14 protein-coding genes and 1 pseudogene are annotated in these 21,692 nt (G+C 67.4%); 5 read left to right on the top strand and 10 right to left on the bottom strand.

All coding sequences use genetic code 11. From position 1 onward, the window contains the following. Nucleotides 1–258: 258 nt before the first annotated feature. The 5 genes and pseudogenes from TSH20_RS17025 to TSH20_RS17005 all read left to right on the top strand — a co-directional run bounded on the left by TSH20_RS17025 (nt 259) and on the right by TSH20_RS17005 (nt 8,575). Entirely contained in the window at nt 259–993 is a 735-nt protein-coding gene (locus TSH20_RS17025; protein WP_109075839.1) for a helix-turn-helix domain-containing protein, read from the top strand. Between the two features lie 232 nt (nt 994–1,225). Further along, nucleotides 1,226–4,021, top strand: a pseudogene (gene adhE / locus TSH20_RS17020) (bifunctional acetaldehyde-CoA/alcohol dehydrogenase); the annotation flags it as partial. A 170-nt stretch (nt 4,022–4,191) separates the two neighbouring features. Continuing rightward, the gene (locus TSH20_RS17015) at nt 4,192–5,283 is read left to right on the top strand and encodes an enolase C-terminal domain-like protein (protein ID WP_109075837.1); all 1,092 of its coding nucleotides are present in this window, start codon (nt 4,192–4,194) and stop codon (nt 5,281–5,283) included. Then, on the top strand, nt 5,280–8,177 hold the full coding sequence (locus TSH20_RS17010; RefSeq protein WP_109075836.1) for an FAD-binding and (Fe-S)-binding domain-containing protein: 2,898 nt from the start codon (nt 5,280–5,282) through the stop codon (nt 8,175–8,177). Before TSH20_RS17015 ends, TSH20_RS17010 begins: the two co-directional genes overlap by 4 nt. 20 nt (nt 8,178–8,197) lie before the next feature. After that, nucleotides 8,198–8,575 carry a sensory rhodopsin transducer gene (locus tag TSH20_RS17005; RefSeq protein WP_109075835.1) on the top strand — a complete coding sequence of 126 codons (378 nt, stop codon included), beginning with the start codon at nt 8,198–8,200 and terminating at the stop codon, nt 8,573–8,575. Nucleotides 8,576–8,751: 176 nt separating this feature from the next. Here the strand turns inward: TSH20_RS17005 and TSH20_RS16995 are convergent, their stop codons facing one another. The 10 genes from TSH20_RS16995 to TSH20_RS16950 all read right to left on the bottom strand — a co-directional run bounded on the left by TSH20_RS16995 (nt 8,752) and on the right by TSH20_RS16950 (nt 21,401). Next, nucleotides 8,752–10,560 (bottom strand): glycoside hydrolase family 15 protein, encoded by a 1,809-nt coding sequence (locus tag TSH20_RS16995; RefSeq protein WP_109075834.1) that lies wholly within the window; start codon nt 10,558–10,560, stop codon nt 8,752–8,754. A gap of 76 nt (nt 10,561–10,636) precedes the next feature. Next, entirely contained in the window at nt 10,637–11,329 is a 693-nt protein-coding gene (locus tag TSH20_RS16990) for a TetR/AcrR family transcriptional regulator (protein ID WP_109075833.1), read from the bottom strand. 73 nt (nt 11,330–11,402) lie between these two features. Beyond that, a complete protein-coding gene (locus TSH20_RS16985) occupies nt 11,403–12,269 on the bottom strand; it encodes a sugar phosphate isomerase/epimerase family protein (RefSeq protein ID WP_109075832.1) in 867 nt (288 codons plus the stop codon). Further along, nucleotides 12,269–13,429, bottom strand: a complete 1,161-nt coding sequence (locus TSH20_RS16980; protein ID WP_109075831.1) for a dihydrodipicolinate synthase family protein — start codon at nt 13,427–13,429, stop codon at nt 12,269–12,271. Before TSH20_RS16980 ends, TSH20_RS16985 begins: the two co-directional genes overlap by 1 nt. A gap of 215 nt (nt 13,430–13,644) precedes the next feature. Then, nucleotides 13,645–14,796: a Gfo/Idh/MocA family oxidoreductase gene (locus tag TSH20_RS16975; protein ID WP_109075830.1), complete on the bottom strand. Its 1,152-nt coding sequence runs from the start codon at nt 14,794–14,796 to the stop codon at nt 13,645–13,647. After that, on the bottom strand, nt 14,793–16,160 hold the full coding sequence (locus TSH20_RS16970; protein WP_109075829.1) for a hypothetical protein: 1,368 nt from the start codon (nt 16,158–16,160) through the stop codon (nt 14,793–14,795). The genes TSH20_RS16975 and TSH20_RS16970 overlap by 4 nt, the downstream gene beginning before the upstream one ends. A gap of 148 nt (nt 16,161–16,308) precedes the next feature. Beyond that, a complete protein-coding gene (locus TSH20_RS16965) occupies nt 16,309–17,133 on the bottom strand; it encodes an ABC transporter ATP-binding protein (RefSeq protein WP_109075828.1) in 825 nt (274 codons plus the stop codon). A gap of 55 nt (nt 17,134–17,188) precedes the next feature. Further along, the gene (locus TSH20_RS16960; protein ID WP_109075827.1) at nt 17,189–18,205 is read right to left on the bottom strand and encodes an ABC transporter substrate-binding protein; all 1,017 of its coding nucleotides are present in this window, start codon (nt 18,203–18,205) and stop codon (nt 17,189–17,191) included. Nucleotides 18,206–18,478: 273 nt separating this feature from the next. Further along, nucleotides 18,479–19,288, bottom strand: a complete 810-nt coding sequence (locus TSH20_RS16955; RefSeq protein ID WP_109075826.1) for an ABC transporter permease — start codon at nt 19,286–19,288, stop codon at nt 18,479–18,481. 229 nt (nt 19,289–19,517) lie between these two features. Continuing rightward, nucleotides 19,518–21,401, bottom strand: a complete 1,884-nt coding sequence (locus tag TSH20_RS16950) for a carbohydrate-binding domain-containing protein (protein ID WP_109075825.1) — start codon at nt 21,399–21,401, stop codon at nt 19,518–19,520. Between the last annotated feature and the right edge of the window lie 291 nt (nt 21,402–21,692).

The raw sequence follows: 21,692 nt of genomic DNA, 5'->3' as shown, positions 1-21,692 counted from the left end.
TGGGGGTGAGGGGGATGCACTACGTGGATTCTCGAGAATCCTCACCTTGCGACCCCCTCACCCTAACCCTCTCCCCAGGGGGGAGAGGGGATCCTTCCTGGACCCCGTACGGTCCCCTACGTAGGTACACTTACGTACGCAAACATCCTTAGGTACATCACCGAACTAAACAGCACCGCGGGGGACGGCTAGCTTCTGGTCATCGGATGCACCCCGGAACGAACCGGACCGCATCGCACCGTCAAGGCCGAGGTCACCATGTCCACGCACGCCGCCATTGCCGCCCACGCCAACCGCGCCGTTCCTGGTTACCTGGTCTCCGCCCTGGCGATGTCCCCGACCTCCCCCCTGGAGGCCATCCAGCGCAACCCCGCCGACCCGCTCGCCGGCCTGGGCCATGCCAAGGTCCACGAGCGCGAAACCACGCTGTTCAGCGAAGGCGACGACGCCGGTTCGGTGTTCCGCGTGATGAGCGGCATGGTCCGCCTCTACAAGATGCTGCCCGACGGCCGGCGCCAGATCATCGGCTTCCTGCAGGCCGGCGACATGATGGGTCTGGCCTTCGCCGCCCAGTATCTCTACACCGCCGAAACAGTGACGACGACCACCATCCAGCGCATCCCGCGGCTGGAGCTGGACGCCCTGATGGATGCCCAGCCGGCCTTCGCCCGCAAGCTGCTGTCGGCGACCACGTCCGAGCTGATGGCGGCGCAGGACCAGATGGTTCTGCTCGGCCGCAAGACGGCTTGCGAAAAGGTCGCCACCTTCCTGCTGCGCCTCAGCGACCGCAAGGCCCTTGGCGGAGGAGATGAGCGCATCATCGACCTGCCGATGGGCCGCAGCGACATCGCCGACCATCTGGGCCTGACCACCGAAACCGTGTCGCGCACCCTGACCAAGCTGAAGTCGACCCGCCTGATCCGCATCCTCGTCGGCGGCAAGCTGGAACTGCTGGACCGCGACGCGCTGGCCGACCTCGCCAGCTGCTTCTGAGAGTTTGCGGGTTTTCATGAGTCGGGCTGAGAGACGTTTGGAGTTTGAACCGCTCCGCATCGGCTCTCATCATGAGCCTTCCTCGGCCGTCATTCCCGCGAAGGGGGGAATCCAGACGTTCCAAAGGCTCTCGGGAAGCCGATCAGCCTGGGTCCCCGCCTCCGCGGGGATGACGGCCGAGAGAAGCCCATAAAAACTCACAAGCACTGACCCTTAACGCCTTCTTTCAAAGACGTGGCCGTGGTTCGCGCGCTTCGGAGCCCGGAGCCGCAGCGGCGCGCCCGAACGGTGCCGCGTCCAAGGGCCTCCCCGAACACATCACCGCGACGGCGTCACTGCGCAGGTTGCGGACAGCAAGTGGATGATGACCATGACCATCACGACCCTTTCCGACCTGAACTCCCTGATCGCGCGGGTGAAGGCGGCGCAGGCGCGCTTCGCCGAGTATCCGCAGGAGAAGGTCGACCTGATCTTCCGCAGCGCCGCCTTGGCCGCCGCCAACGCCCGCATCCCGCTCGCCAAGATGGCGGTGGCGGAGACCGGCATGGGCGTGATGGAGGACAAGGTCATCAAGAACCACTTCGCCGCCGAATACATCTACAACAAGTACAAGGACGACAAGACCTGCGGCGTCCTGTCGGAAGACAACGACGCCGGCATCCTCACCATCGCCGAGCCCGTCGGCCTGATCTGCGGCATCGTCCCCACCACCAACCCGACATCCACCGCCATCTTCAAGGCGCTGATCGCGCTGAAGACCCGCAACGGCCTTGTCCTCTCCCCCCATCCCCGCGCCCGCAAATCGACCTGCGAAGCCGCCCGCCTGGTGCTCGCCGCCGCGGTCGAGGCCGGCGCGCCCGACGACATCATCGGCTGGATCGACGAGCCCTCGCTCGAACTCTCCAACGCCGTCATGCACCACCCGGACATCAACCTGATCCTCGCCACCGGCGGGCCGGGCATGGTCAAGGCCGCCTATTCGTCGGGCAAGCCCGCCATCGGCGTCGGCGCCGGCAACACGCCTGCCGTCATCGACGAGTTCGCCGACATCAAGCGCGCCGTCGCCTCCATCCTGATGTCCAAGACCTTCGACAACGGCGTGGTCTGCGCGTCCGAACAGTCGGCGGTGGTGGTCGATGCCGTCTATGACGCCGTGCGCGACCGCTTCGCCCATCATGGCGGCTACATCCTGTCGGCCCGCGAGGCCGACGCCGTGCGCAAGGTGCTGCTGACCGACGGCCACCTCAACGCCGACATCGTCGGCCAGCCGGCCCACGCCATCGCCGCCATGGCCGGCCTGACCGTCCCGCACGCCACCAAGGTGCTGATCGCCGAGGTCACCGACATCGACGACAGCGAACCCTTCGCCCACGAGAAGCTCTCCCCCACCCTGGCGCTCTACCGCGCCAAGGACTTCATCGAGGCCTGCGACAAGGCCGCGGCGCTGGTCGCACTCGGCGGCATCGGCCACACCTCCGCCCTCTACACCGACCAGGACCAGCAGGCCGAGCGCATCCGCCATTTCGGCGACAAGATGAAGACCGCCCGCATCCTGATCAACACGCCGTCGTCCCATGGCGGCATCGGCGACCTCTACAACTTCCGCCTCGCGCCCTCGCTGACGCTGGGCTGCGGGTCGTGGGGCGGCAACTCGATTTCGGAGAATGTCGGGCCGCAGCACCTGATCAACAAGAAGACGGTGGCGAAGAGGGCGGAGAACATGCTGTGGCACAAGCTGCCCAAGTCGATCTACTTCCGCCGCGGCTGCCTGCCCTTCGCCCTTGAGGAGCTGCGCGGCAAGAAGCGCTGCCTGATCGTCACCGACCGCTTTCTGTTCGAGAACGGCCATGTCAACGACAGCGTCCGCGTCCTGAAATCGCTGGGGCTGGAGGTCGAGACCTTCTTCGAGGTCAGCGCCGACCCGACGCTGGCGGTGGTGCGCAAGGGCGTGGCGCTCGCCAACGCCTTCCAGCCCGACGTGATCCTGGCGCTGGGCGGCGGCTCGCCGATGGACGCGGCCAAGATCATCTGGGTGATGTACGAGGCGCCCGAGGTCGCGTTCGAGGACCTCGCCCTGCGCTTCATGGACATCCGCAAGCGCATCTACACCTTCCCCAAGCTGGGCGTGAAGGCGCAGCTGGTGGCGGTGCCGACCACGTCCGGCACGGGGTCCGAGGTCACGCCCTTCGCCGTGGTGACCGACGAGCACACTGGGACCAAATACCCGATCGCCGACTATGAACTGACGCCGACGCTTGCGATCGTCGATGCCAACCTCGTCATGGACATGCCCAAGGGCCTGACCGCGGCCGGCGGCATCGACGCGGTGACCCACGCGCTGGAGGCCTACGTCTCGGTGGTGGCGAACGAGTATACCGACGGCCAGGCCCTCCAGGCGCTGAAGCTCCTGAAGGAGAACCTGCCCTCGGCCTACCGCAACGGGGCACACGACCCGAAGGCGCGGGAGCTGGTCCACAACGCGGCGACGCTGGCCGGCATCGCCTTTGCCAACGCCTTCCTCGGCGTCTGCCATTCGATGGCGCACAAGCTGGGTGCGGAGTTCCACATCCCGCACGGCATCGCCAACGCCCTGCTGATCGCCAACGTGATCCGCTACAACGCGGCGGACATCCCGACCAAGCAGACGGCCTTCAGCCAGTACGACCGTCCCAAGGGCGTGGCGCGCTATGCGCAGATCGCCCGGCATCTGGACCTCGGCGGCAGCCGCGACCATGAGCGGGTGGAGAAGCTGATCGGCTGGGTCGAGGAGATGAAGCGGGCGCTGGAGATCCCGGCCTCGATCCAGGCGGCGGGGGTGCCGGAGGCGGCGTTCCTGGCGCGGGTCGACGCGATTGCCGAGGCGGCGTTCGATGACCAGTGCACCGGCGCCAACCCGCGCTATCCGCTGGTCGCTGAAATCAAACAGCTGCTGATCGACAGCTACTACGGCCGCGCCTATGTCGAGGCGGACGGCGACCGTACGGCGGCGCTGAGCGTCGTCGGCCACACCAAGACCGCCGCCGAATAACAGACCACGTCGTCACAGTTGCCAAGCATCGGGGGACCGTCGGGTCGGGAGCGAAGGCTCCCGGCAGGGCGGTCCCCCTTTGCGTTCGGGTGATTGGGAACCCGATCGCATCCGGTGAGTTGACCCGCCAGCCCGGCACCCGATCCGCCGGCACCACCCCGAGGTCGACGATGCGCCCGCAGGCCCCCATAGACGAAATCGGCGTCGAGGCGTTCACGGTCCCGACCGACCGGCCGGAGGCCGACGGCACCCTGGACTGGGACCACACCACGCTGGTCGTGGTCACCGCACAGGCGGGCGGGCGCCAGGGGATCGGCTACGGCTACGCCGACCGCCCGGCGGCGCAGCTCGTCGCCGGCCTGCTGGCCGGGCGGCTGCGGGGTCTCGACGCCGTCGACATCAACCGCGCCTGGATCGCCATGACCGATGCGGTGCGCAATCTCGGCCGGCCCGGCATCGCCGCCATGGCGATCGCCGCGGTGGATGCGGCGCTGTGGGACCTCAAGGGCAAGCTGCTGGAGCGGCCGGTCGCCGACCTGCTGGGCCGCGCCCGCGACGGCACGCCGGCCTATGGCAGCGGCGGCTTCACCTCCTATTCCGACGAAACACTGGTCGAACAGCTTGCGGGCTGGGCGCAGGACGGTCTGTCCGCCGTCAAGATGAAGGTTGGCCGCGACGCCGCGCTGGATGTCCGGCGGGTGGCGCTGGTGCGCAGCGCCATCGGTCCCGCCACCGACCTCTATGTCGACGCCAACGGCGCCTATGACCGCAAGCTGGCGCTGGCCCAGGCCGGGCGCTTTGCCGAACAGCGGGTCGGCTGGTTCGAGGAACCGGTGTCGTCGGATGATCTGGAGGGCCTGCGCCTGCTGCGCGACCGTGCTCCGCCCGGCATGATGATCGCCGCCGGCGAGTACGGCTACACCCCGATCTATTTCCGTCGCATGCTGCAGGCCGGCGCGGTGGATGTGCTGCAGGCCGACGCCACCCGCTGCGGCGTCACCGGCTTCCTCGCCGCCGCCGCGCTGGCCGAGGCCTTCACCGTGCCGCTCTCCGCGCATACCGCCCCAACGCTGCACGCCCAGGTCGGCTGCGCCTGCCGGCCGCTGAAGAACATCGAGTATTTCCACGACCATGCCCGCATCGAAACCATGCTGTTCGACGGCGCGATCACCCCAGTGGCCGGCATGCTGACGCCGGACCGGAGCCGCCCCGGCCTGGGCATCGAGCTGAAACGGGCCGACGCCGAGAGGTTCCGCAGATGAGCAGCATCGACGTGCCGGCGCTGGTCGCCGCCCTGAAAAGCCGCGTGAACGGCGAAATCCGTTTCGACGACGGCGACCGCGCGCTCTACGCCACCGACTCCTCCAATTACCGGGAGGTGCCCATTGGCCTCGTCGTGCCCTTCGACGTGGAGGCTCTGGCCGAGGCGGTGCGGGTCTGCCACGACTTCGGCGCCCCGATCACCCATCGCGGAGGCGGGACGGCGCTGGCCGGACAGACCACCAACTACACGGTCATCATCGACAGTTCCAAATACTGCAACGGCTTCCTCGCCATCGACCTCGACCGCCGCCTCGCCACCGTCGAGCCCGGGATCGTGCTGGACGAGCTGCAGAAGCGCTGCCGGCCGCATGGGCTGCGCTTCGGCCCCGACCCGTCGACGCACGACCACAACTCCATCGGCGGCATGATCGGCAACAACTCCGCCGGGCCGCATTCCGTCGTCGCCGGGGTGACCAGCCACAATGTCGAGAGCATGGACATCGTCACCTATGACGGGCTGCGCCTGTCCGTCGGCTGGACGGCCGAGGAGGAGCTGGACCGCATCATCGCAGAGGGTGGCCGCAAGGGCGAAATCCACGCCAAGCTGAAGGCCCTGCGCGACCGCTATGCCGGCGAGATCCGCCGCATCTATCCGAAGATCCCGCGCCGCGTCTCCGGCTTCAACCTCGACTCGCTGCTGCCCGATGCGGACGGCCGCTTCAACCTCGCCCGCGCCCTGGTCGGCAGCGAGGGCACCTGCGTCACGATCCTGCGCGCCACGCTGAACCTGATCCCCGATCCGCCCGCCAAGGTGGTTCTGGTCGTCGGCTTCGAAAGCGTCTGCCACGCCGCCGACGTGGTCTGCAACGTCCGCGGCTTCGGCCCCGACGCCATCGAAGGGGTGGACGAGCGCCTGACCGACTTCATGCGCAAGAAGCACCTGCATGTCGACGACCTCAAGCTTCTGCCCGACGGACCGTCCTGGCTGTTCATCGAGTTCGGCGGCGACAGTCCGGACGAGGCCGCCGCCAAGGCCCGCCGCCTGGAGGACCATCTGCGTGGCCGGCCGCATGTCCACGACATGCGCCTCGTCACCGATCCTCACGAGCAGGAACGGCTGTGGAAGGTGCGTGAATCCGGCCTCGGCGCCACCGCCTGGGTGCCGGGGCAGAAGCACGATACCTGGCCGGGCTGGGAGGATTCCGCGGTGGCGCCCGAGAATCTCGGCGCCTACATGCGCGACCTGCTGAAGCTCTACGACGATTACGGCTACAAGCCGGCGCTCTACGGCCATTTCGGCGACGGGCTGATCCATTGCCGCGTCGGCTTCGGCCTGCACACGCAGGAGGAGGTGGACAGGTTCCGCCGCTTCCTGAACGACGCCGCCCATCTGGTGGTGCGCCATGGCGGCACCCTGTCCGGCGAGCATGGCGACGGGCAGGCGCGGGCGGAACTGCTGCCGATCATGTTCGGCGACGACCTCGTGCAGGCCTTCGCCGAGTTCAAGGCGATCTGGGATCCGGACAACCGCATGAATCCGCACAAGGTCGTGCATCCCTATGCGGCGGACCAACAGCTTCGCCTCGGCCCGCGCTTCAAACCGCCGCATCTGGAGAGCGTCTTCACCTATCCGGAGGATGGCGGCTCGCTCACCCACGCCCTGCTGCGCTGCGTCGGCGTCGGCAAATGCCGGCGGCACGAGGGCGGCACCATGTGCCCCAGCTTCCGCGCCACGCGGGAGGAGCGGCATTCGACCCGTGGCCGGGCCCGCCTGCTGCAGGAGATGCTGCAGGGCGACCCCATCCGCGACGGCTGGCGCGACGAGGCGATCCACGACGCGCTGCACCTGTGCCTGGGCTGCAAGGGCTGCAAGGCCGACTGTCCGGTCAATGTCGACATGGCGACCTACAAGGCGGAGTTCCTGCACCACCATTACCAGCACCGCCACCGCCCGCGGGCGGCCTGGAGCATGGGGCTGATCCATCGCTGGGCGCGCCTGCTGGCGCCGGTGTGGTGGGCGCCCAACCTCGCCACCCAGACGCCGGTGTTCGGCCGGCTGTCGCGCGCGGCGGCGGGCATCGCCCCGCAGCGCCCGGTCCCGACCTTCGCCGCGAAGACCTTCCGCCGCTCCTGGAAGCCCGGGCCGGATCGCGGCCGGCCGCCCGTGGTGCTGTGGACCGACAGCTTCAACAACCATTTCACGCCCGAGCCGCTGTTCGCCGCCGCCGAGGTATTGGACGCCGCCGGCTACGCCGTCACCATTCCGCGCAAGAACCTGTGCTGCGGCCGGCCCTATTACGATTTCGGCCGGCTGGACGACGCCAGGAGCACCTTGAAGCAGACCATGGCGGGCCTGCGTCGCGAGCTGGATGCCGGCGCCTATGTCGTCGGCGTCGAGCCGAGCTGCCTGTCGGTGTTCCGCGACGAGCTGCCCAACCTGTTCCCCGACGATCCGGAGGCGAAACGCCTCTCCAGCCGCAGCATGCTGCTGGCCGAATTTCTGGAAAAGGTGGCCCACTTCGACCCGCCCAAGCTGTCCGGCCCGGCGCTGGTGCATGGGCACTGCCACCACAAGGCGGTGTTCGGCATGGCCTGCGATGCGGCGCAGATCCGCAAGAGCGGCCTCGACGCCCGCATCCTCGACGACGGCTGCTGCGGCATGGCTGGCGCCTTCGGCTACGAGGAGGACAAGTACCCGGTGTCGCTGGCGATCTTCGACCAGGGGCTCGGCGCCACGCTGCGGCAGGCGCCCCCCGACACCCTGCTGATCGCCGACGGCTTCTCCTGCCGCGAGCAGGTGGAGCAGCTGACCGGCCGCCACCCGCTGACCCTGGCCGAGGTCTTGCGCGACGCCCTGCGCCGCCGCACATCACACCAACCCGCCGGCAGATGACCCAAACTCAGGAGACACCCATGGCCAAGGCACCGATCGGTCACACCCGCTGGGCCATCGCCGACAACTACATCCCGTCCTGGAGCCACGGCCCCGAACCCGAGATGGCCAGCCACGAAGGGCTGTCGATCCTCAACACCGGCGACCGCGAGGTGGAGGTGCGCATCACCCTCTACTTCACCGACCGCGAGCCGGCCGGGCCGTACAAGGTGAAGGTCGGCGCCCGCCGCACCAACCATGTCCGCATGAACCTGCTCGACGACCCCGAGCCGGTCCCGCTCGGCCAGCCCTTTTCCACCGTCGTCGAGGCCGATGGGCCGGTGGTGGTGCAACTCACCCGCCTCGACAGCCGGCAGGCGGAAAACGCCCTGCTCAGCGTCATCGCCTTCGCCGGGTGAAAATCTCCCTCTCCCCTCTCCCCCTCTCCCCCCCGGGGAGAGGGTCGGGGTGAGGGGGATGCACAGCGTGGCTGTCCCGAGAATCCTTGCCCTGCGACTCCCTCACCCTAACCCTCTCCCCGGGGGGGGAGAGGGGATCTTTCCTGCGCCTCCAAAAACTCACAACCCCTGACCGATCACGCACCACCGCCTTCCCCGTTGGCGCGCTGCTTGGCCGCCTGGGCGTTGCGGCTCAGGTTGATGGCGGAGTTGATCAGCGCGATGTGGGAGAAGGCCTGCGGGAAATTCCCGACCAGCCGCCCGGCCTGCGCGTCATACTCCTCCGACAGCAGGCCCAGGTCGTTGCGCAGGGCCAGCAGGCGTTCGAACAGCGCCGTCGCCTCGTCGCGGCGGCCTTGCAGGACGAAGGCATCGACCAGCCAGAAGCTGCAGGCCAGGAAACTGCCCTCGCCGGGGGGCAGCCCGTCCTCGACCCGGCCGGTGTCGTACCGCTTGACGAAGCCGTCCTTCAACAGCTGGCGCTCGACCGCCGCCACCGTGCCGGCGATGCGCGGATCATTGGCCGGCAGGAAGCCCACCACCGGCAGAAGCAGCAGCGACGCGTCCACCAGCTTGCTGCCATAGGACTGGACGAAACTCCCCATTTCCCGGTCATAGCCGTTGGCGCAGACATCCAGATGGATGCGCCGGCGCAGATCCTTCCAGCGCTCGACCGGACCGTCCATGGCGAACTGCTCGGCACTCTTGATCGCACGGTCCACCGCCACCCAGGCCATCACCTTGGAGAAGGTGAAGCGCTGCCGCCCGCCACGGGTTTCCCAGATGCCCTCGTCCGGCTGGTCCCAAACCGTTTCCAGATGGGCCAGCAGCGACCGCTGAAGCTGCCAGCCCGTGTCGTTGGCGCCCAGCCCGCCCCGCCGCGCCTGATGCAGGGCATCCATCAGCTCGCCATAGACATCGAGCTGAAGCTGCGTCGATGCGGCATTGCCGATGCGCACCGGCCGGGCCCCCTCATAGCCGGGCAGCCAGTCCGCCTCCCACTCCATCAGCCGGCGTTCGCCCGCAAGGCCATACATGATCTGCAACTGCTCCGGCCGGCCGGCGGTGGCGCGCAGCAGCCAACCGCGCCATGCGTTCGCCTCGTCATAATAGCCGGCATTCATCAGCGCCTGCAGCGTGAAGGTCGAATCCCGCAGCCAGCAGAAGCGATAGTCCCAGTTGCGGATGCCGCCCAGCTGTTCCGGCAGCGAGGCGGTCGCGGCGGCGACGATGCCGCCGGTCGGCGAATAGGTCAGCGCCTTCAAGGTCACCAGCGAGCGCCGCACGGCTTCAGACCAGGGGCCGTCATACTTGCATCGGCCGATCCAGTCCTGCCAGAACCGTTCGGTGTCGCCAAGCGCCTGTTCCGCATCCACCGGGTCGGGAGTCGGATCGCAGGAGGGGGCGTAGGTCAGCACGAAGGGCACCCGCTCGCCGGCCTCCACCGTGAAGTCGCCGACGGTGGTCAGATTCCGACCGCACAGCTCGACCGGCGTGCGCAGATGCAGCATGTCCGGCCCGGCGATGGCGCGCAGCGTGCCGTCCTCCAGCCGCGTCACCCAGGGCACGGCGCAGCCATAGCCGAAGCGGATGACCAGTTCGGTCCGCATGACGACGCGGCCCCGGCGCCCGACGACGATCCGCACCACGTCCGATGCCTGGTCCCGTGGCGGCATGAAGTCGATGACGGTCACCGCCCCGTCGGCCGTCTCGAAATCGGTCTCCAGGATCAGCGTGTCGCCGCGATACCGCCGCGTCACCCGCGCGTTCGGGTCGGCCGGCGCGATCAGCCAGCGGCCATGCTCCGGCGTGCCCAGCAATGCCGCGAAGCACGCATCGGAATCGAAGCGCGGCCAGCACAGCCAGTCGATGGACCCCTCGCGCGACACCAGCGCCGCCGTCTCGCAGTCGCCGAGCAGGGCATAATCCTCGATCCGCGAAGCCATTCGGTCTTCCTTCCTTCCGCGCCCCCCGCCAGTTTCCAACTCGCCGCAGCGCTTCCGGTTCCCGGAAGGACAATGGTCAGGGCCGCAGCGATTGCAGCACCAGCTCCACCATATGGGCCAGCCGTTCCTCCTTCGCCGGATCGGCCAGCAGGTCGCGCCCGAAGATCACCGACAGGGTGTGGACGTTGGACAGGTAGAAGTAGGACAGCCCGGCGATGGAGATGTAGAGCTGCACCGGATCGACCCCGGCCCGGAACACCCCCTGGTCCACCCCGCGCGCCAGCACGTCGGCGATCATCTGCACGAAGGGGGAGTGCATCGACTGCACCTGACCGGAAGTCTTCAGCAATTCGGCCCGGTGCAGGTTCTCGATGTTCAGCAGGGCCATGAATTCGGGATGGTCGATGAAATACTGCCAGGTGAAGCCGATCAGCCGGGCGATGGCCTCGGGTGGCGCCAGCTTGTCCAGGTTCAGCGTGCGTTCGGTCTCGCGGATGTGGGCATAGGCGTCCTCAAGGACCGCCAGATACAGCTCCTCCTTGTTGCCGACATGGTAATAGAGCATGCGCTTGTTGGTGCCGGCCTGCTCGGCGATGCGGTCGACGCGGGCGCCGCCCAGCCCGTAGCGCGCAAACTCCTCCGTCGCGGCGGCCATGATGCGCGCCCGCGTGCCCTCCGGGTCGCGGGTCACCTTGACCGGCGCGGCGCTTTGGCTGGGAGAAGGCGGCACCGGTTCGGGTGCGTCGGGTGCGTCGGTCAGGCTGTCCATGCGGGAAGCCGGCTCCTGCGGTCCGGGGTAGGGGGCGGTCTTCCCCCCATGGTAGAAGCCTCTGCCAGCAATTTCAAACCACGCTGCGGTGGCGGTCGATGCAGGTGTCCAGCACCTCGCCCATCGGCTTCTCCCACCAGGTGTTTTGCGAGAAGATCTCCACCTCCGAATAGCCGGCGAAGCCGCACTCCTCGACCCAGCCACGGATGCGCGGAATGTCGATGATGCCGTCGCCCATCATGCCGCGGTCCAGCAGCAGGTCGGTGGTCGGCACCAGCCAGTCGCAGACATGGAAGGCCAGCAGCCGTTCCTTGCCGGCGCGGTGGATCTGCGCCTCCAGATCCGGGTCCCACCAGACATGATAGACGTCCACCGCCACCCCCAGCGCCCCCGATCCAACCGGATCCAGCCGGTCGCAAAGGTCCAGCGCCTGCGCCATCGTGTTCACGCAGGCGCGGTCGGCGGCATACATCGGGTGCAGCGGCTCGATTGCCAGCGGCATCCCCGCCTTGCGGGCATAGTCCAGCAGCTCGGCGATGCCGTCCTCCACCTGCGCGCGGGCCAGCGCGATGTCCTTGCTGACCGCCGAACCGGGCCGGGAATATTGCGGCAGTCCGCCGACCACCAGCACCAGGCAGGCCGCGCCCAGCGCCGCCGCCTCGTCCACCGCGCGGCGGTTGTCGTCGCGCACCTCCGCCGCCTTGGACGAATCGGTCGGGAACATGCCGCCGCGGCAATAGCCGGACAGCGCCAGTTCCCCCGCCCGCACTGCCCGCAGCGTGGCGTCGAGCCCCACCGCCGCGACCTGATCGCGCCAGGGCGAGACGGCGCGGATGCCGCGGCGGGCGCAGGCGTCGAGGATCCCGACCAGATCGCCCTGCTTGCGCACCGTGGCGGTGTTGATCGACAGCCAGCGGTGATCCCCCGAAAAGTCCCGCATCACGAAATCCCCCGCACCGCGAGCACCGCGGCCATCCGCTGCGCCGCGCGGTCCGGATCGGACAGCAGCCCGGCCTTGTCGGCCAGCCGGAACAGCTCGGCCAGATGCAGGGTGGACCGCGTGCTCTCCTGCCCGCCGACCATGGTGAAATGGTCCTGATGGCCGTTCAGATAGGCCATGAACACCACGCCGGTCTTATAGAAGCGGGTCGGTGCCTTGAAGATGTGGCGCGACAGCGGCACGGTCGGCGCCAGAATGTCGTGGAACGCCGCCTCGTCGCCGTCGGCCAGATGGGCCAGCGCGGCGGCGGCAGCCGGCGCGATGGCGTCGAAGATCCCCAGCAGCGCGTCGGAATGATGCTGCCCGTCGCCGGCGATCAACTCCGCATAATTGAAATCGTCCCCCGTATACATGCGCACGCCCTCCGGCAGGCGCCGCCGCATGACGATCTCCTTGTCCTTGTCGAGCAGCGAGATCTTGATGCCGTCCACCTTGGCCGCGAAGTCGCCGATAATCGACAGCGCCGTGTCCATCGCCGCGTCGATGTCGCTGCTGCCCCAATAGCCGGCCAGCGCCGGGTCGAACATGTCGCCCAGCCAATGCAGGATCACCGGCTGCTTCACCTGCGACAGGATGCGGCCATAGACGCGGGCGTAATCCTCCGGCCCCCTGGCGACGCGGGCCAGCGCGCGTGACGCCATCAGGATGATGCGGCCGTCGAGCGCCTCGATGGCCTCGATCTGCTCCTCATAGGCGCGGATGACGTCGTCGATGCCGCGGGCGTTCTCCGGCGGCAGATGGTCGGTGCCGGCGCCGCAGGCGATGACACCGCCGCGCGCCTTGGCCGCCGACTGCGACCGCCGGATCAGCTCCAGCGAGGTCGGCCAGTCCAGCCCCATGCCGCGCTGCGCCGTGTCCATCGCCTCGGCGACGCCGAGGCCGAGGTCCCACAGATGCTCGCGGAAGGCGATGGTGCGGTCCCAGTCGATGGCTGGCGCCAGCCACGGATCGCCCTCGGCCAGCGGGTCGGCGACCATATGGGCGGCGGCGAAGGCGATGCGGGTCAGCGGCCGGTCGGTGCGGGCGGGAAAGCCGCGCGGCGGGGCCAGCGTGTAGCTCTCGATGCTGCGGTCGGGGCGGGGGAGGCGGATGGTCGGCATGGGATGGGTTCCTGGAAAAGTCGTCGCTGATTGCCCCCACCCCGACCCTCCCCCGCTGGGCGGGGGAGGGGGACAGGAGCTTTGTCGGCGTTCAGCGGCAGTCCCTCCCCCGCCCAGCTCTCGCACAAAGCAATGCTTTGTGCTGACGCGGCAGGCGGACCGTAGGTCCGCTGAGAGCGGGGGAGGTTAGGTGGGGGTCTAACTTGGCCGCAGCCTCACCCCCCGATCGCCGGCACATCCACCCAGCGGCGTTCGCGCCAGCTCTGCAGCGCGCATTCCACCAGCTGGACGCCCTTGGCGCCTTCGATCAGGCCGTGCTTGTAGGGCGCATCCTCCACCACGTGGCGGATGAAGGACTCCCACTGCACCTTGAAGCCGTTGTCGAACACGGCATTGTCCGGCACCGGCTGCCAGGTGTCGTAGAAGTCGATGGTCTGCTTCTGGTCGGGGTTCCACACCGGGCGCGGCGTGCCCTGGCGCGGCTGGATCACGCAGTCGGTCAATCCTGCGACCGCCGAGCCGTTGGTGCCGTCGACCTGGAAGGTCACCAGATCGTCGCGATAGACCCGCGTGCACCAGGACGAATTGATGGTGGCGATCACCCCGCCCTCAAGCTCGAACATCGCATAGGCGGCGTCGTCGGCGGTCGCCTCGTAGGGCTTGCCCTTTTCGTCCCAGCGTTCCGGAATGTGGGTGGCGCCCAGGCAGGAGATGCTCTTCACCGTGCCGAACAGGTTGTCCAGCACATAACGCCAGTGGCAGATCATGTCGAGGATGATGCCGCCGCCATCCTCCTCCCGGTAATTCCAGGACGGACGCTGTGCCGGCTGCCAGTCGCCCTCGAACACCCAATAGCCGAACTCGCCGCGCACCGACAGCATGCGGCCGAAGAAGCCGCTGTCGCGCAGCATGCGCAGCTTCTCCAGGCCCGGCAGGAACAGCTTGTCCTGCACCGTGCCGTTCTTCACCCCGGCCTCCTCTGCCAGCCGGACGACGCGCAGCGCCTCGTCCAGGTTGGTGGCGATCGGCTTCTCGCAATAGACATGCTTGCCGGCGCGGATCGCCTTTTCCAGCAGGGTGGGGCGCATCTGCGTGGTGCCGGCGTCGAAGAAGATCACGTCGTCCGGATTGTCCAGCGCCGCGTCGAGATTGTCGCTCCAGCGCTCGATGCCGTGGCGGCGGGCCAGTTCCTGCATCTTCTCGGCATTGCGGCCGACGAGGATCGGATCGGGCATGACGCGCGAGCCGTCGGACAGGGTGACGCCGCCCTGGGCGCGGATCGCCAGGATCGAGCGGATCAGGTGCTGGTTCATGCCCATCCGCCCGGTCACGCCGTGCATGATGAGGCCAAGGCGCTTGGTGCTCATGGGTGGACTCCTTCGGAAAGCGCTGATGTCGGGTTTGAAAGGGGTGACAGGCCGGACCAGTCGGGGTCGGCGATATGAGCGAAGCCGGGGCCGGACAGCGGCGCCGTCGCCAGCCGTCCGCTGCCGGTGGCGAGCCGCACCGTCCCGTCGGCGTCGCGTTCGTAAAAACCGGGATGGGCGTCGAGGAAGGCCGCCCCCTCCGCCTCGCTGCCGAAGCCCCCGCCATACTGGTGCCCGTTGCGTTCGGCATGCGGGATGCCGAGGAAAGCGACCAGGGCGGTGTCCTGCTGCACCGACAGCCCGGCCTGGCAGGTCAGATCCTCGGCGGAGATGAAGTGCGGCGGCCCCCACGCCGCGCAACGGGCGCGGTTGAGCATCGCCTTGTAGAGGCCCTTGCAGGATTTAGACGACACGCCGCGATAGCCCAGGACGCGGGCCTGCGGGAAGGCGTCGTACCCGTCGTCGGACTCGTCGATGATGACCGGCACCCGCTCCGCCACCGCCCCCAGCGGCCGGGCGAGCGCCGCCTCCCGCGCGATCGGCTGCTCCAGATAGGCGAGCGCCTTGCGGAAGCCAGCGAGGGCAGGGGAGGCGTCGATGCGGTCGAGCAGCTCCGCGACATGGGCCGCGTCGCGATACTGCTCGTTGCCGTCCAGCGTGGCGCGATAGCCGGGGGCGCTCCGCTCCAGCACGGCGGCCAGTTCGGTGAGCCGCGCGATATCGGCGGACACGTCGCCGCCCAGCTTGATCTTGAACCAGCGCAGATGCGCGTGCCTTGCCAAGTCCTCCGGCTTGTCGAGCAGCCCGACGGTGTGGCGCAATTCCACCTCTGCATGCGGAGAGAGTCCACCGAGGAACCCGTCCAGATCGAAGCCTGCGAGGTCCGGCGTCAGCCGCGCATCCAGCCTGGCGACATTGGCGCCCAGCCCCTGAAACGCGTTCAACCCCAGCACCCGCAGCAGCCCGTCCAGCACCGCCTTGTCGATCTGCGCCGGCCCGAAGGCTGCAGCGAGTTTCGGCTCCATCGTCAGCGTGAAGGCGGCGTGATGGCCGAAGGCGGTGTCGAGCCGGCTGTCCGCCAGATAAGCTTCCCGCGCTTCGACCAGCGAGCGGCGCAAGCCGTCCACCGTCTGGGCCGGGCTGCGGTCCGGGCGCTTGTCGAACCATTTCGGCATCATCATCTCTGCCGTCGCGCCCCACGCTTCGCCATGCCCTTCCACATCGACCAGAGCGCGGACGAAGGCCTGCGGAGCCGCCTCCACCGTCACCGCGCCGAAGCGGAACGGCTTCACGAAACGGACGGGCCGCTCGTACAGCTCGATGGCGCGGATGCGGAGACGAGGGGCAGCCGAGGGGGCGGACATGGTGAGAGTCTTTCGGTACGTCTTCGGCCGTCATTCCCGCGAAGGCGGGAATCCAGCCTGCGCAGCGATTCAACTGCGAAGTTGCCTGGATCCCCGCCTTCGCGGGGATGACGCAAAGTTCTTTCGGTGCCAGAGGGGCGTCCGGCCCCTAATCCAAATGCCCCTGCGCCGCGAAATGCTTGCGGATGGTCTGGGTCAGCTGGATGAACACCGGGTCGCCCATCACGTCCAGCGTCCGCGGGCGCTCCAGCGGAACCTCGTAGGTGGCGGCGATGGTGCCCGGCCGTTCCGACATCACCATCACCCGGTCGGCCAGGAACACCGCCTCGGGGATGGAGTGGGTGATCAGGATCACCGTCTTGCCGGTCTCATGCTGGATGCGTTGCAGCTCGACATTCATCCGCTCCCGCGTCATGGCGTCGAGCGCGCCGAACGGCTCGTCCATCAGCAGGATCTTCGGGTCGTGCACCAATGCCCGGCACAGGGCGGCGCGTTGCTGCATGCCGCCCGACAGCTGCCACGGATACTTGTGTTCGAACCCCTTCAGCCCGGTCATCTCGACCAGCTTGTGGGCGCGTTCCAGATAGCGCTCGCGCGGCAGGCGGCGGATTTCCACCGGCAGCATGATGTTGCGCAGAACCGACCGCCAGGCCAGCAGGGTCGGGCTCTGGAAGACGATGCCGGTGTCGTCATGCGGCTCCGTCACCGTGTCGCCTTCGATCCGGATGCTGCCGCTGCTGACCGGCAGCAGCCCGGCCAGCATCTTCAGCAGGGTGGACTTGCCGCAGCCCGACGGTCCCACCACCACCAGGAACTCGCCCGGCCGCACGTCGAAGGTGATGGGGCGGAGCGACGGCACCTCGCCGTCGCGGGTGCGGTAGGTCTTGGTCACGCCGTCGATGCGGATCAGCGGCTCGCCGGACAGACGCTGCGTTTCCGCCTCGCCCACCAGTTTCAACTGTGGCTGTGCCATGCTCTCCTCGTCGCTCCGTGCGGGCATGCTGCGGTCAGATCACTTGGCAGGTCGATTATTTGGCGGCGGCGTTCATCGCCTTCGCCGCAGGGTCGGCCGGCAGGAACTCGCGGGTGTAGAAGCGCTTGGGGTTGTCCTTGGCCGACTTGTCCAGCCCGCCATATTCGACCAGCAGATCCACCGTCTCCTTCATGTTGGCGTCGGTGACCTGGAAGGGCCGCATCTTCTCCGTCTCCTTGGTGCGGTAGAGCGGGATGGTCAGCTCGAAGCCTTCCTGCAGCGTGTCGGGCTTGCCGCCCTTCGGGTTGGCCTTCAGGATGGCGGCGGCAGCCTCCTTCGGCGCCTTTTCCGCCTCTTCCACCGCCTTGGTGGTGGCGGCCATGAAGCGGCGGACGAGGTCGGGGTTCTCCTTCAGCGTGTCGGTGTTGGCGATGATGCCGGAGGAGACCATGTTGACGCCGTAATCGGCGAAGCGGATCGGCGTCACCGACTTTCCGGTGGCGTCCTTGATCTTCATGCTCTGGTCCATGACATAGCCCAGCAGCAGATCGGCCTGTCCGTTGATGACGGCGTTCAGCTTGGTCTGGGCATCGCCCGACACCACCTCGAAATCACGTTCCTTCAGGCCGGTCTTCTTCAGGAACAGGGGCCAGATCTGGGACATGCTGTCGCCCGGCGTCATGGCGACGATCTTGCCCTTGATGTCTTCCGGCTTGCGGATGTTCTTCTCGCTGAAGCCCATCGCCGACATCGGGCTGGTCTGCAGCAGCACGCCCGGCGAGGACACCGGCGCGCCCTTCATCGCCGCCTTGATCATCGTCGGCACGTCGACATAGCCGAAGGTGACGGCCTTGCTGGCGACCAGCTGCGTCGTCACCGCCGATCCGCGGCCTTCCTGGATTTCCAGGTCGATGCCTTCGGCCTCGTACAGCCCCTTGTCCTTGCCGTAATAGAAGGGCGCATGCTCGCCATAGACATACCAGTTCAGCATCAGCGTCACCTTGTCGGCGGCCTGCGCCGGCAAAGTGGAGGCGGCAAAGGCGCAGAGCGCCGCGACGATGGCTTTCTTCATCACGACCGGTGTCCTCCCATGGGTGGTGGATCGCCCCGTCGGCCGGCGGTGTCCGGCACCGGGGTTCTTGTCGATGAACGGGTTTCGGGACCACATCTTCAAAACTGCGGTGTCGGATCACATCAAGCGAGTCTCTCGGCCGACATTTCCGCCTCTCGACCGTCATTCGCGCGAAGGCGGGAATCCAGCCTTTTCAAGCGCTTGGACCGGTAGCCTGGATCCCCGCCTTCGCGGGGATGACGGCCGACAGTCGGGCCAAGACCTCACAGCCTTTCACGCGGCCGGGCCGTACTTGTTGCGCTGGCTGGCGTGCCAGGGGATGGCGAAGCGTTCGACCACGTCGATGACCCAGAACAGCACGACGCCCATCAGCGCCAGCACGGTCAGCGCCGCGAACATCAAGGGCAGTTCGAAATTGCCGATGGAGCGCTGCAGGACGAAGCCGATGCCGGAGTTGGAGCCGACGAATTCGCCGACCACCGCCCCCACCACCGCCAGCGTGATGGACACCTTCAGCCCGGCGAAGATCGCCGGCAGCGCATGCGGCAGGCTGACCATCTGGAAGGTCTGCAAGCGCGACGCCTTCATGGATCGCGCCAGATCCATCATCTCGCCGTCCACCGACTTGAAGCCCTGGACCGCCGAGACGACGACCGGGAAGAAGCCCAGCAGGAAGGCGGCGATCACCTTCGGCATCAGGCCGAAGCCGAACCACACCACGAACAGCGGCGCGATGGCGACCTTGGGGATCGACTGCGAAAAGACCAGCAGCGGATAGACATAGGCTTCGACCGTGCGCGATCCGGCGATCAGCATCGCGATGGGAATGCCGAACAGCACCGACAGCGCGAAGCCACCGAGAGTCGCCGTGAAGGTCGGGACGGATTCGGACAGCAGCCGCGGCCATTCGTCGATCATCGCCAGCACGACGTCGCCGGGCTTCGGCACCAGATAGGCGGGCACCCCGAAGATACGGACCGACAGATCCCACAGAACCAGCAGGATCACGATCAGCAGGATGGGGCGGACCCAGTCGGAATTGAGCAGGCGCAACGCTGCGCCCGAGTGAGAGCGGGGTTCCATGCGTCTCCTCCGGCCGGCAGGCTCGGGCGACCGGTGTGGCGGTCGCTATGTTTTAACCGGCTGGTTAAAAGTACGGCTGCCGGCCCCCTGCGGTCAACACAGAAAATGGCGGTAACGGATCATTTGCGATCACAACGATACTAACCACCCACTGCCCGCAAACGCGAACGGGCCGCCCGTCGCCGGGCGGCCCGCAGTCAAAACACGTGTTCGACCGGGTCGAGGCCGATCAGCCGATCAGGCCGATGTCGTGGGTGGGGATGTGGTCGAAGCCATGGGCATAGACCGACGAATCCGACGACAGGCTGTAGTCGTGCGCCCCCGGATTGACGAAGCCCGGATCGACCATGGTCGAACCCTTGTCGTAGCCGGCCGCCTGCCATTCGCCCAGATTGCCCTTGCCGCCGCCCGCCATCACCTGCGGCCAGACGTCGAACATGTCCTGTGACGTGTTCAGGTGGCTGTAGAAGTTGTTGTGGATGTTGCCGACATTGGCCGGGCCGAAGATGTGGAAGGCGGTGCCGTCGCTGACGTCGATCACATTGCCGGAGACGTCGTTGCCGCTCATCTCGTGGCCCTTCCAGCCGCTCCAGCCGACCGGCTGCTGCAGGCCGATCTGGGCGCCGCTGTTGTCGGCGATCACGTTCTCGGTCACGCTGTTGTTCCAGCCGCCATGCAGGAACACGCCGCCGATGTTGCCATGGACGAGGTTGCCCTTGACCGTGGCGCCGCTGGTCCAGTCGTCGAGATAGATGCCCCAGCTCGCCACCTGACCCGTCGGGTTGGTCGCGGTGGTGCCGGTCACCTCGTTGTTGACGACGGTGTGGCCGGTCAGGTCCTGCTGGCGGTTGATCAGGTAGATGCCGCCGCCGTCGTTCGATTCCAGATTGGCGTCGACGACCTTGTTGAAGGCGACGGTCACCCGGTGGGAGGCGTCGCTGCCGTCCGTCTGGACCGAGCCGACGGCGATGGCCTTCTCCGGCGAATGCTCCACCAGATTGTGCGTGACCTGGACGTCGGAGCTGCCGTTGACCCAGATGCCGGCGTCGCCACGGTTGGCGGCGTTCGGATGCGTGATGTGGTTGTCGGACACGACCGTCGAGTTCGAACCGGCCTTGACGAAGATCGACTCCGCGCCGGTGCTGTCGAACTGGTTGCCGACCACCTTGCTGTCGGTGCTGTTCTGCACGGTGATGCCGTAGCCGCCGCCCTTCACCTCATTGTTGGCGAAGGTCAGGCCGGATGCCTTGTCGGCGAAGACATAGTGTCCGTTCGCAACGCCGTCGGTGAAGGTCAGCCCTTCGATGGTGACGTTCTGGGCGCCGCTGACGCCGAACGACACGGATGCCTGCGACCCGCCGTGGATCACCGCCTTCTCGTTGCCGTAGCCGGTGAAGGTGACGCCGGAATCCTGGCCGGTCAGCCAGACCGGGCTGTTCAGGTGGTAATCGCCGCCGCGGACATAGGTGGTGTCGATGTCGCTCGACCGCATGGCGGTCTGGGCCTTCTGCAGCGAGGCGAAGGGACCGTCGGTGCCGTCGGCGTTGGGGGCGGCCAGCTTGCCCGACCAGCTGTCCTTGCCGTTGGTGGCGACGTAGAATCCGGGGCCGGTCGGCTGCGGCACGCTCGGGGTGGGGGCGCTCGGCGTGGGATCGGGCGCCTCGCTAACAGGCGGAATGGGCGTCGGCGTGGTGGGGGCCGGCGTGGTGGGGGTCGTCACGCCGTCCGCGGCGAAATAGCTCTTGTCGGCATCGACGACCAGCGCGCCGTTCCACCACATGCCGGCCTGCCCGTCGGCGACGTCATGGCCGTCCAGCGCGCCCTTGTCGTAAGTGACATGGTCGGCGGTCGGCAGGACCGACTTGCCGTTGATGGTGACCTCGTTGACGATCAGGTTGCGGTCGGTGCCGTTGAAGATCCCGTCATTGTCGTACTGGACCTGAATCTTGTGGCCCTGGTTCTCGGCGATATCCGTCTTGAAGACGAAGTCCTTGGCCGTGGCACCCGTGGTGCCCTCACCGATCTGCTTGCCGTCGACCAGCAGGTTGAAATGCGCGTCGAGGGTCCCCTTCGCGTTCACGGTGATGGTCGAGTTCCCGGAGGTCGTGGCCATTGGTCCGTATCCTTGGCGGTTGCGATGCGGCGCCACCATGGCCAGACGGCTGGGGCATTGGTGAGGCATTTTTCCGAGAACAGACGAATTGGTGGTAAATCCTGTTACTTTCCTGCGATCACTGAGCAATATCTGGAACTGATTACCCAGCACAAGCGGACATAGACACCACGATTGGTGTAGGGGTAACTCTCCCGATGCCGGTCCATTGCTCGAACAAAGCGCAGTTTCACGACCTCATCTGTCGCCAAGTCTTTCCAGAAGGACAGAATCATTCACTGAAAAGAAAAC

It is taken from the genome of Azospirillum sp. TSH20 (genome assembly GCF_003115935.1).
Classification (GTDB): Bacteria; Pseudomonadota; Alphaproteobacteria; order Azospirillales; family Azospirillaceae; genus Azospirillum.
The sequence above is the reverse complement of the archived record's forward strand: the minus strand, read 5'-3'. Positions and strand labels throughout refer to the sequence as shown.

What these genes read in the sequence shown, in the direction of transcription:
- TSH20_RS17025 (WP_109075839.1), top strand. Translation starts at nt 259, where the DNA reads ATGTCCACGCACGCCGCCATTGCCGCCCACGCCAACCGCGCCGTTCCT.
- TSH20_RS17015 (WP_109075837.1), top strand. Translation starts at nt 4,192, where the DNA reads ATGCGCCCGCAGGCCCCCATAGACGAAATCGGCGTCGAGGCGTTCACG.
- TSH20_RS17010 (WP_109075836.1), top strand. Translation starts at nt 5,280, where the DNA reads ATGAGCAGCATCGACGTGCCGGCGCTGGTCGCCGCCCTGAAAAGCCGC.
- TSH20_RS17005 (WP_109075835.1), top strand. Translation starts at nt 8,198, where the DNA reads ATGGCCAAGGCACCGATCGGTCACACCCGCTGGGCCATCGCCGACAAC.
- TSH20_RS16995 (WP_109075834.1), bottom strand. Translation starts at nt 10,560, where the DNA reads ATGGCTTCGCGGATCGAGGATTATGCCCTGCTCGGCGACTGCGAGACG.
- TSH20_RS16990 (WP_109075833.1), bottom strand. Translation starts at nt 11,329, where the DNA reads ATGGACAGCCTGACCGACGCACCCGACGCACCCGAACCGGTGCCGCCT.
- TSH20_RS16985 (WP_109075832.1), bottom strand. Translation starts at nt 12,269, where the DNA reads ATGCGGGACTTTTCGGGGGATCACCGCTGGCTGTCGATCAACACCGCC.
- TSH20_RS16980 (WP_109075831.1), bottom strand. Translation starts at nt 13,429, where the DNA reads ATGCCGACCATCCGCCTCCCCCGCCCCGACCGCAGCATCGAGAGCTAC.
- TSH20_RS16975 (WP_109075830.1), bottom strand. Translation starts at nt 14,796, where the DNA reads ATGAGCACCAAGCGCCTTGGCCTCATCATGCACGGCGTGACCGGGCGG.
- TSH20_RS16970 (WP_109075829.1), bottom strand. Translation starts at nt 16,160, where the DNA reads ATGTCCGCCCCCTCGGCTGCCCCTCGTCTCCGCATCCGCGCCATCGAG.
- TSH20_RS16965 (WP_109075828.1), bottom strand. Translation starts at nt 17,133, where the DNA reads ATGGCACAGCCACAGTTGAAACTGGTGGGCGAGGCGGAAACGCAGCGT.
- TSH20_RS16960 (WP_109075827.1), bottom strand. Translation starts at nt 18,205, where the DNA reads ATGAAGAAAGCCATCGTCGCGGCGCTCTGCGCCTTTGCCGCCTCCACT.
- TSH20_RS16955 (WP_109075826.1), bottom strand. Translation starts at nt 19,288, where the DNA reads ATGGAACCCCGCTCTCACTCGGGCGCAGCGTTGCGCCTGCTCAATTCC.
- TSH20_RS16950 (WP_109075825.1), bottom strand. Translation starts at nt 21,401, where the DNA reads ATGGCCACGACCTCCGGGAACTCGACCATCACCGTGAACGCGAAGGGG.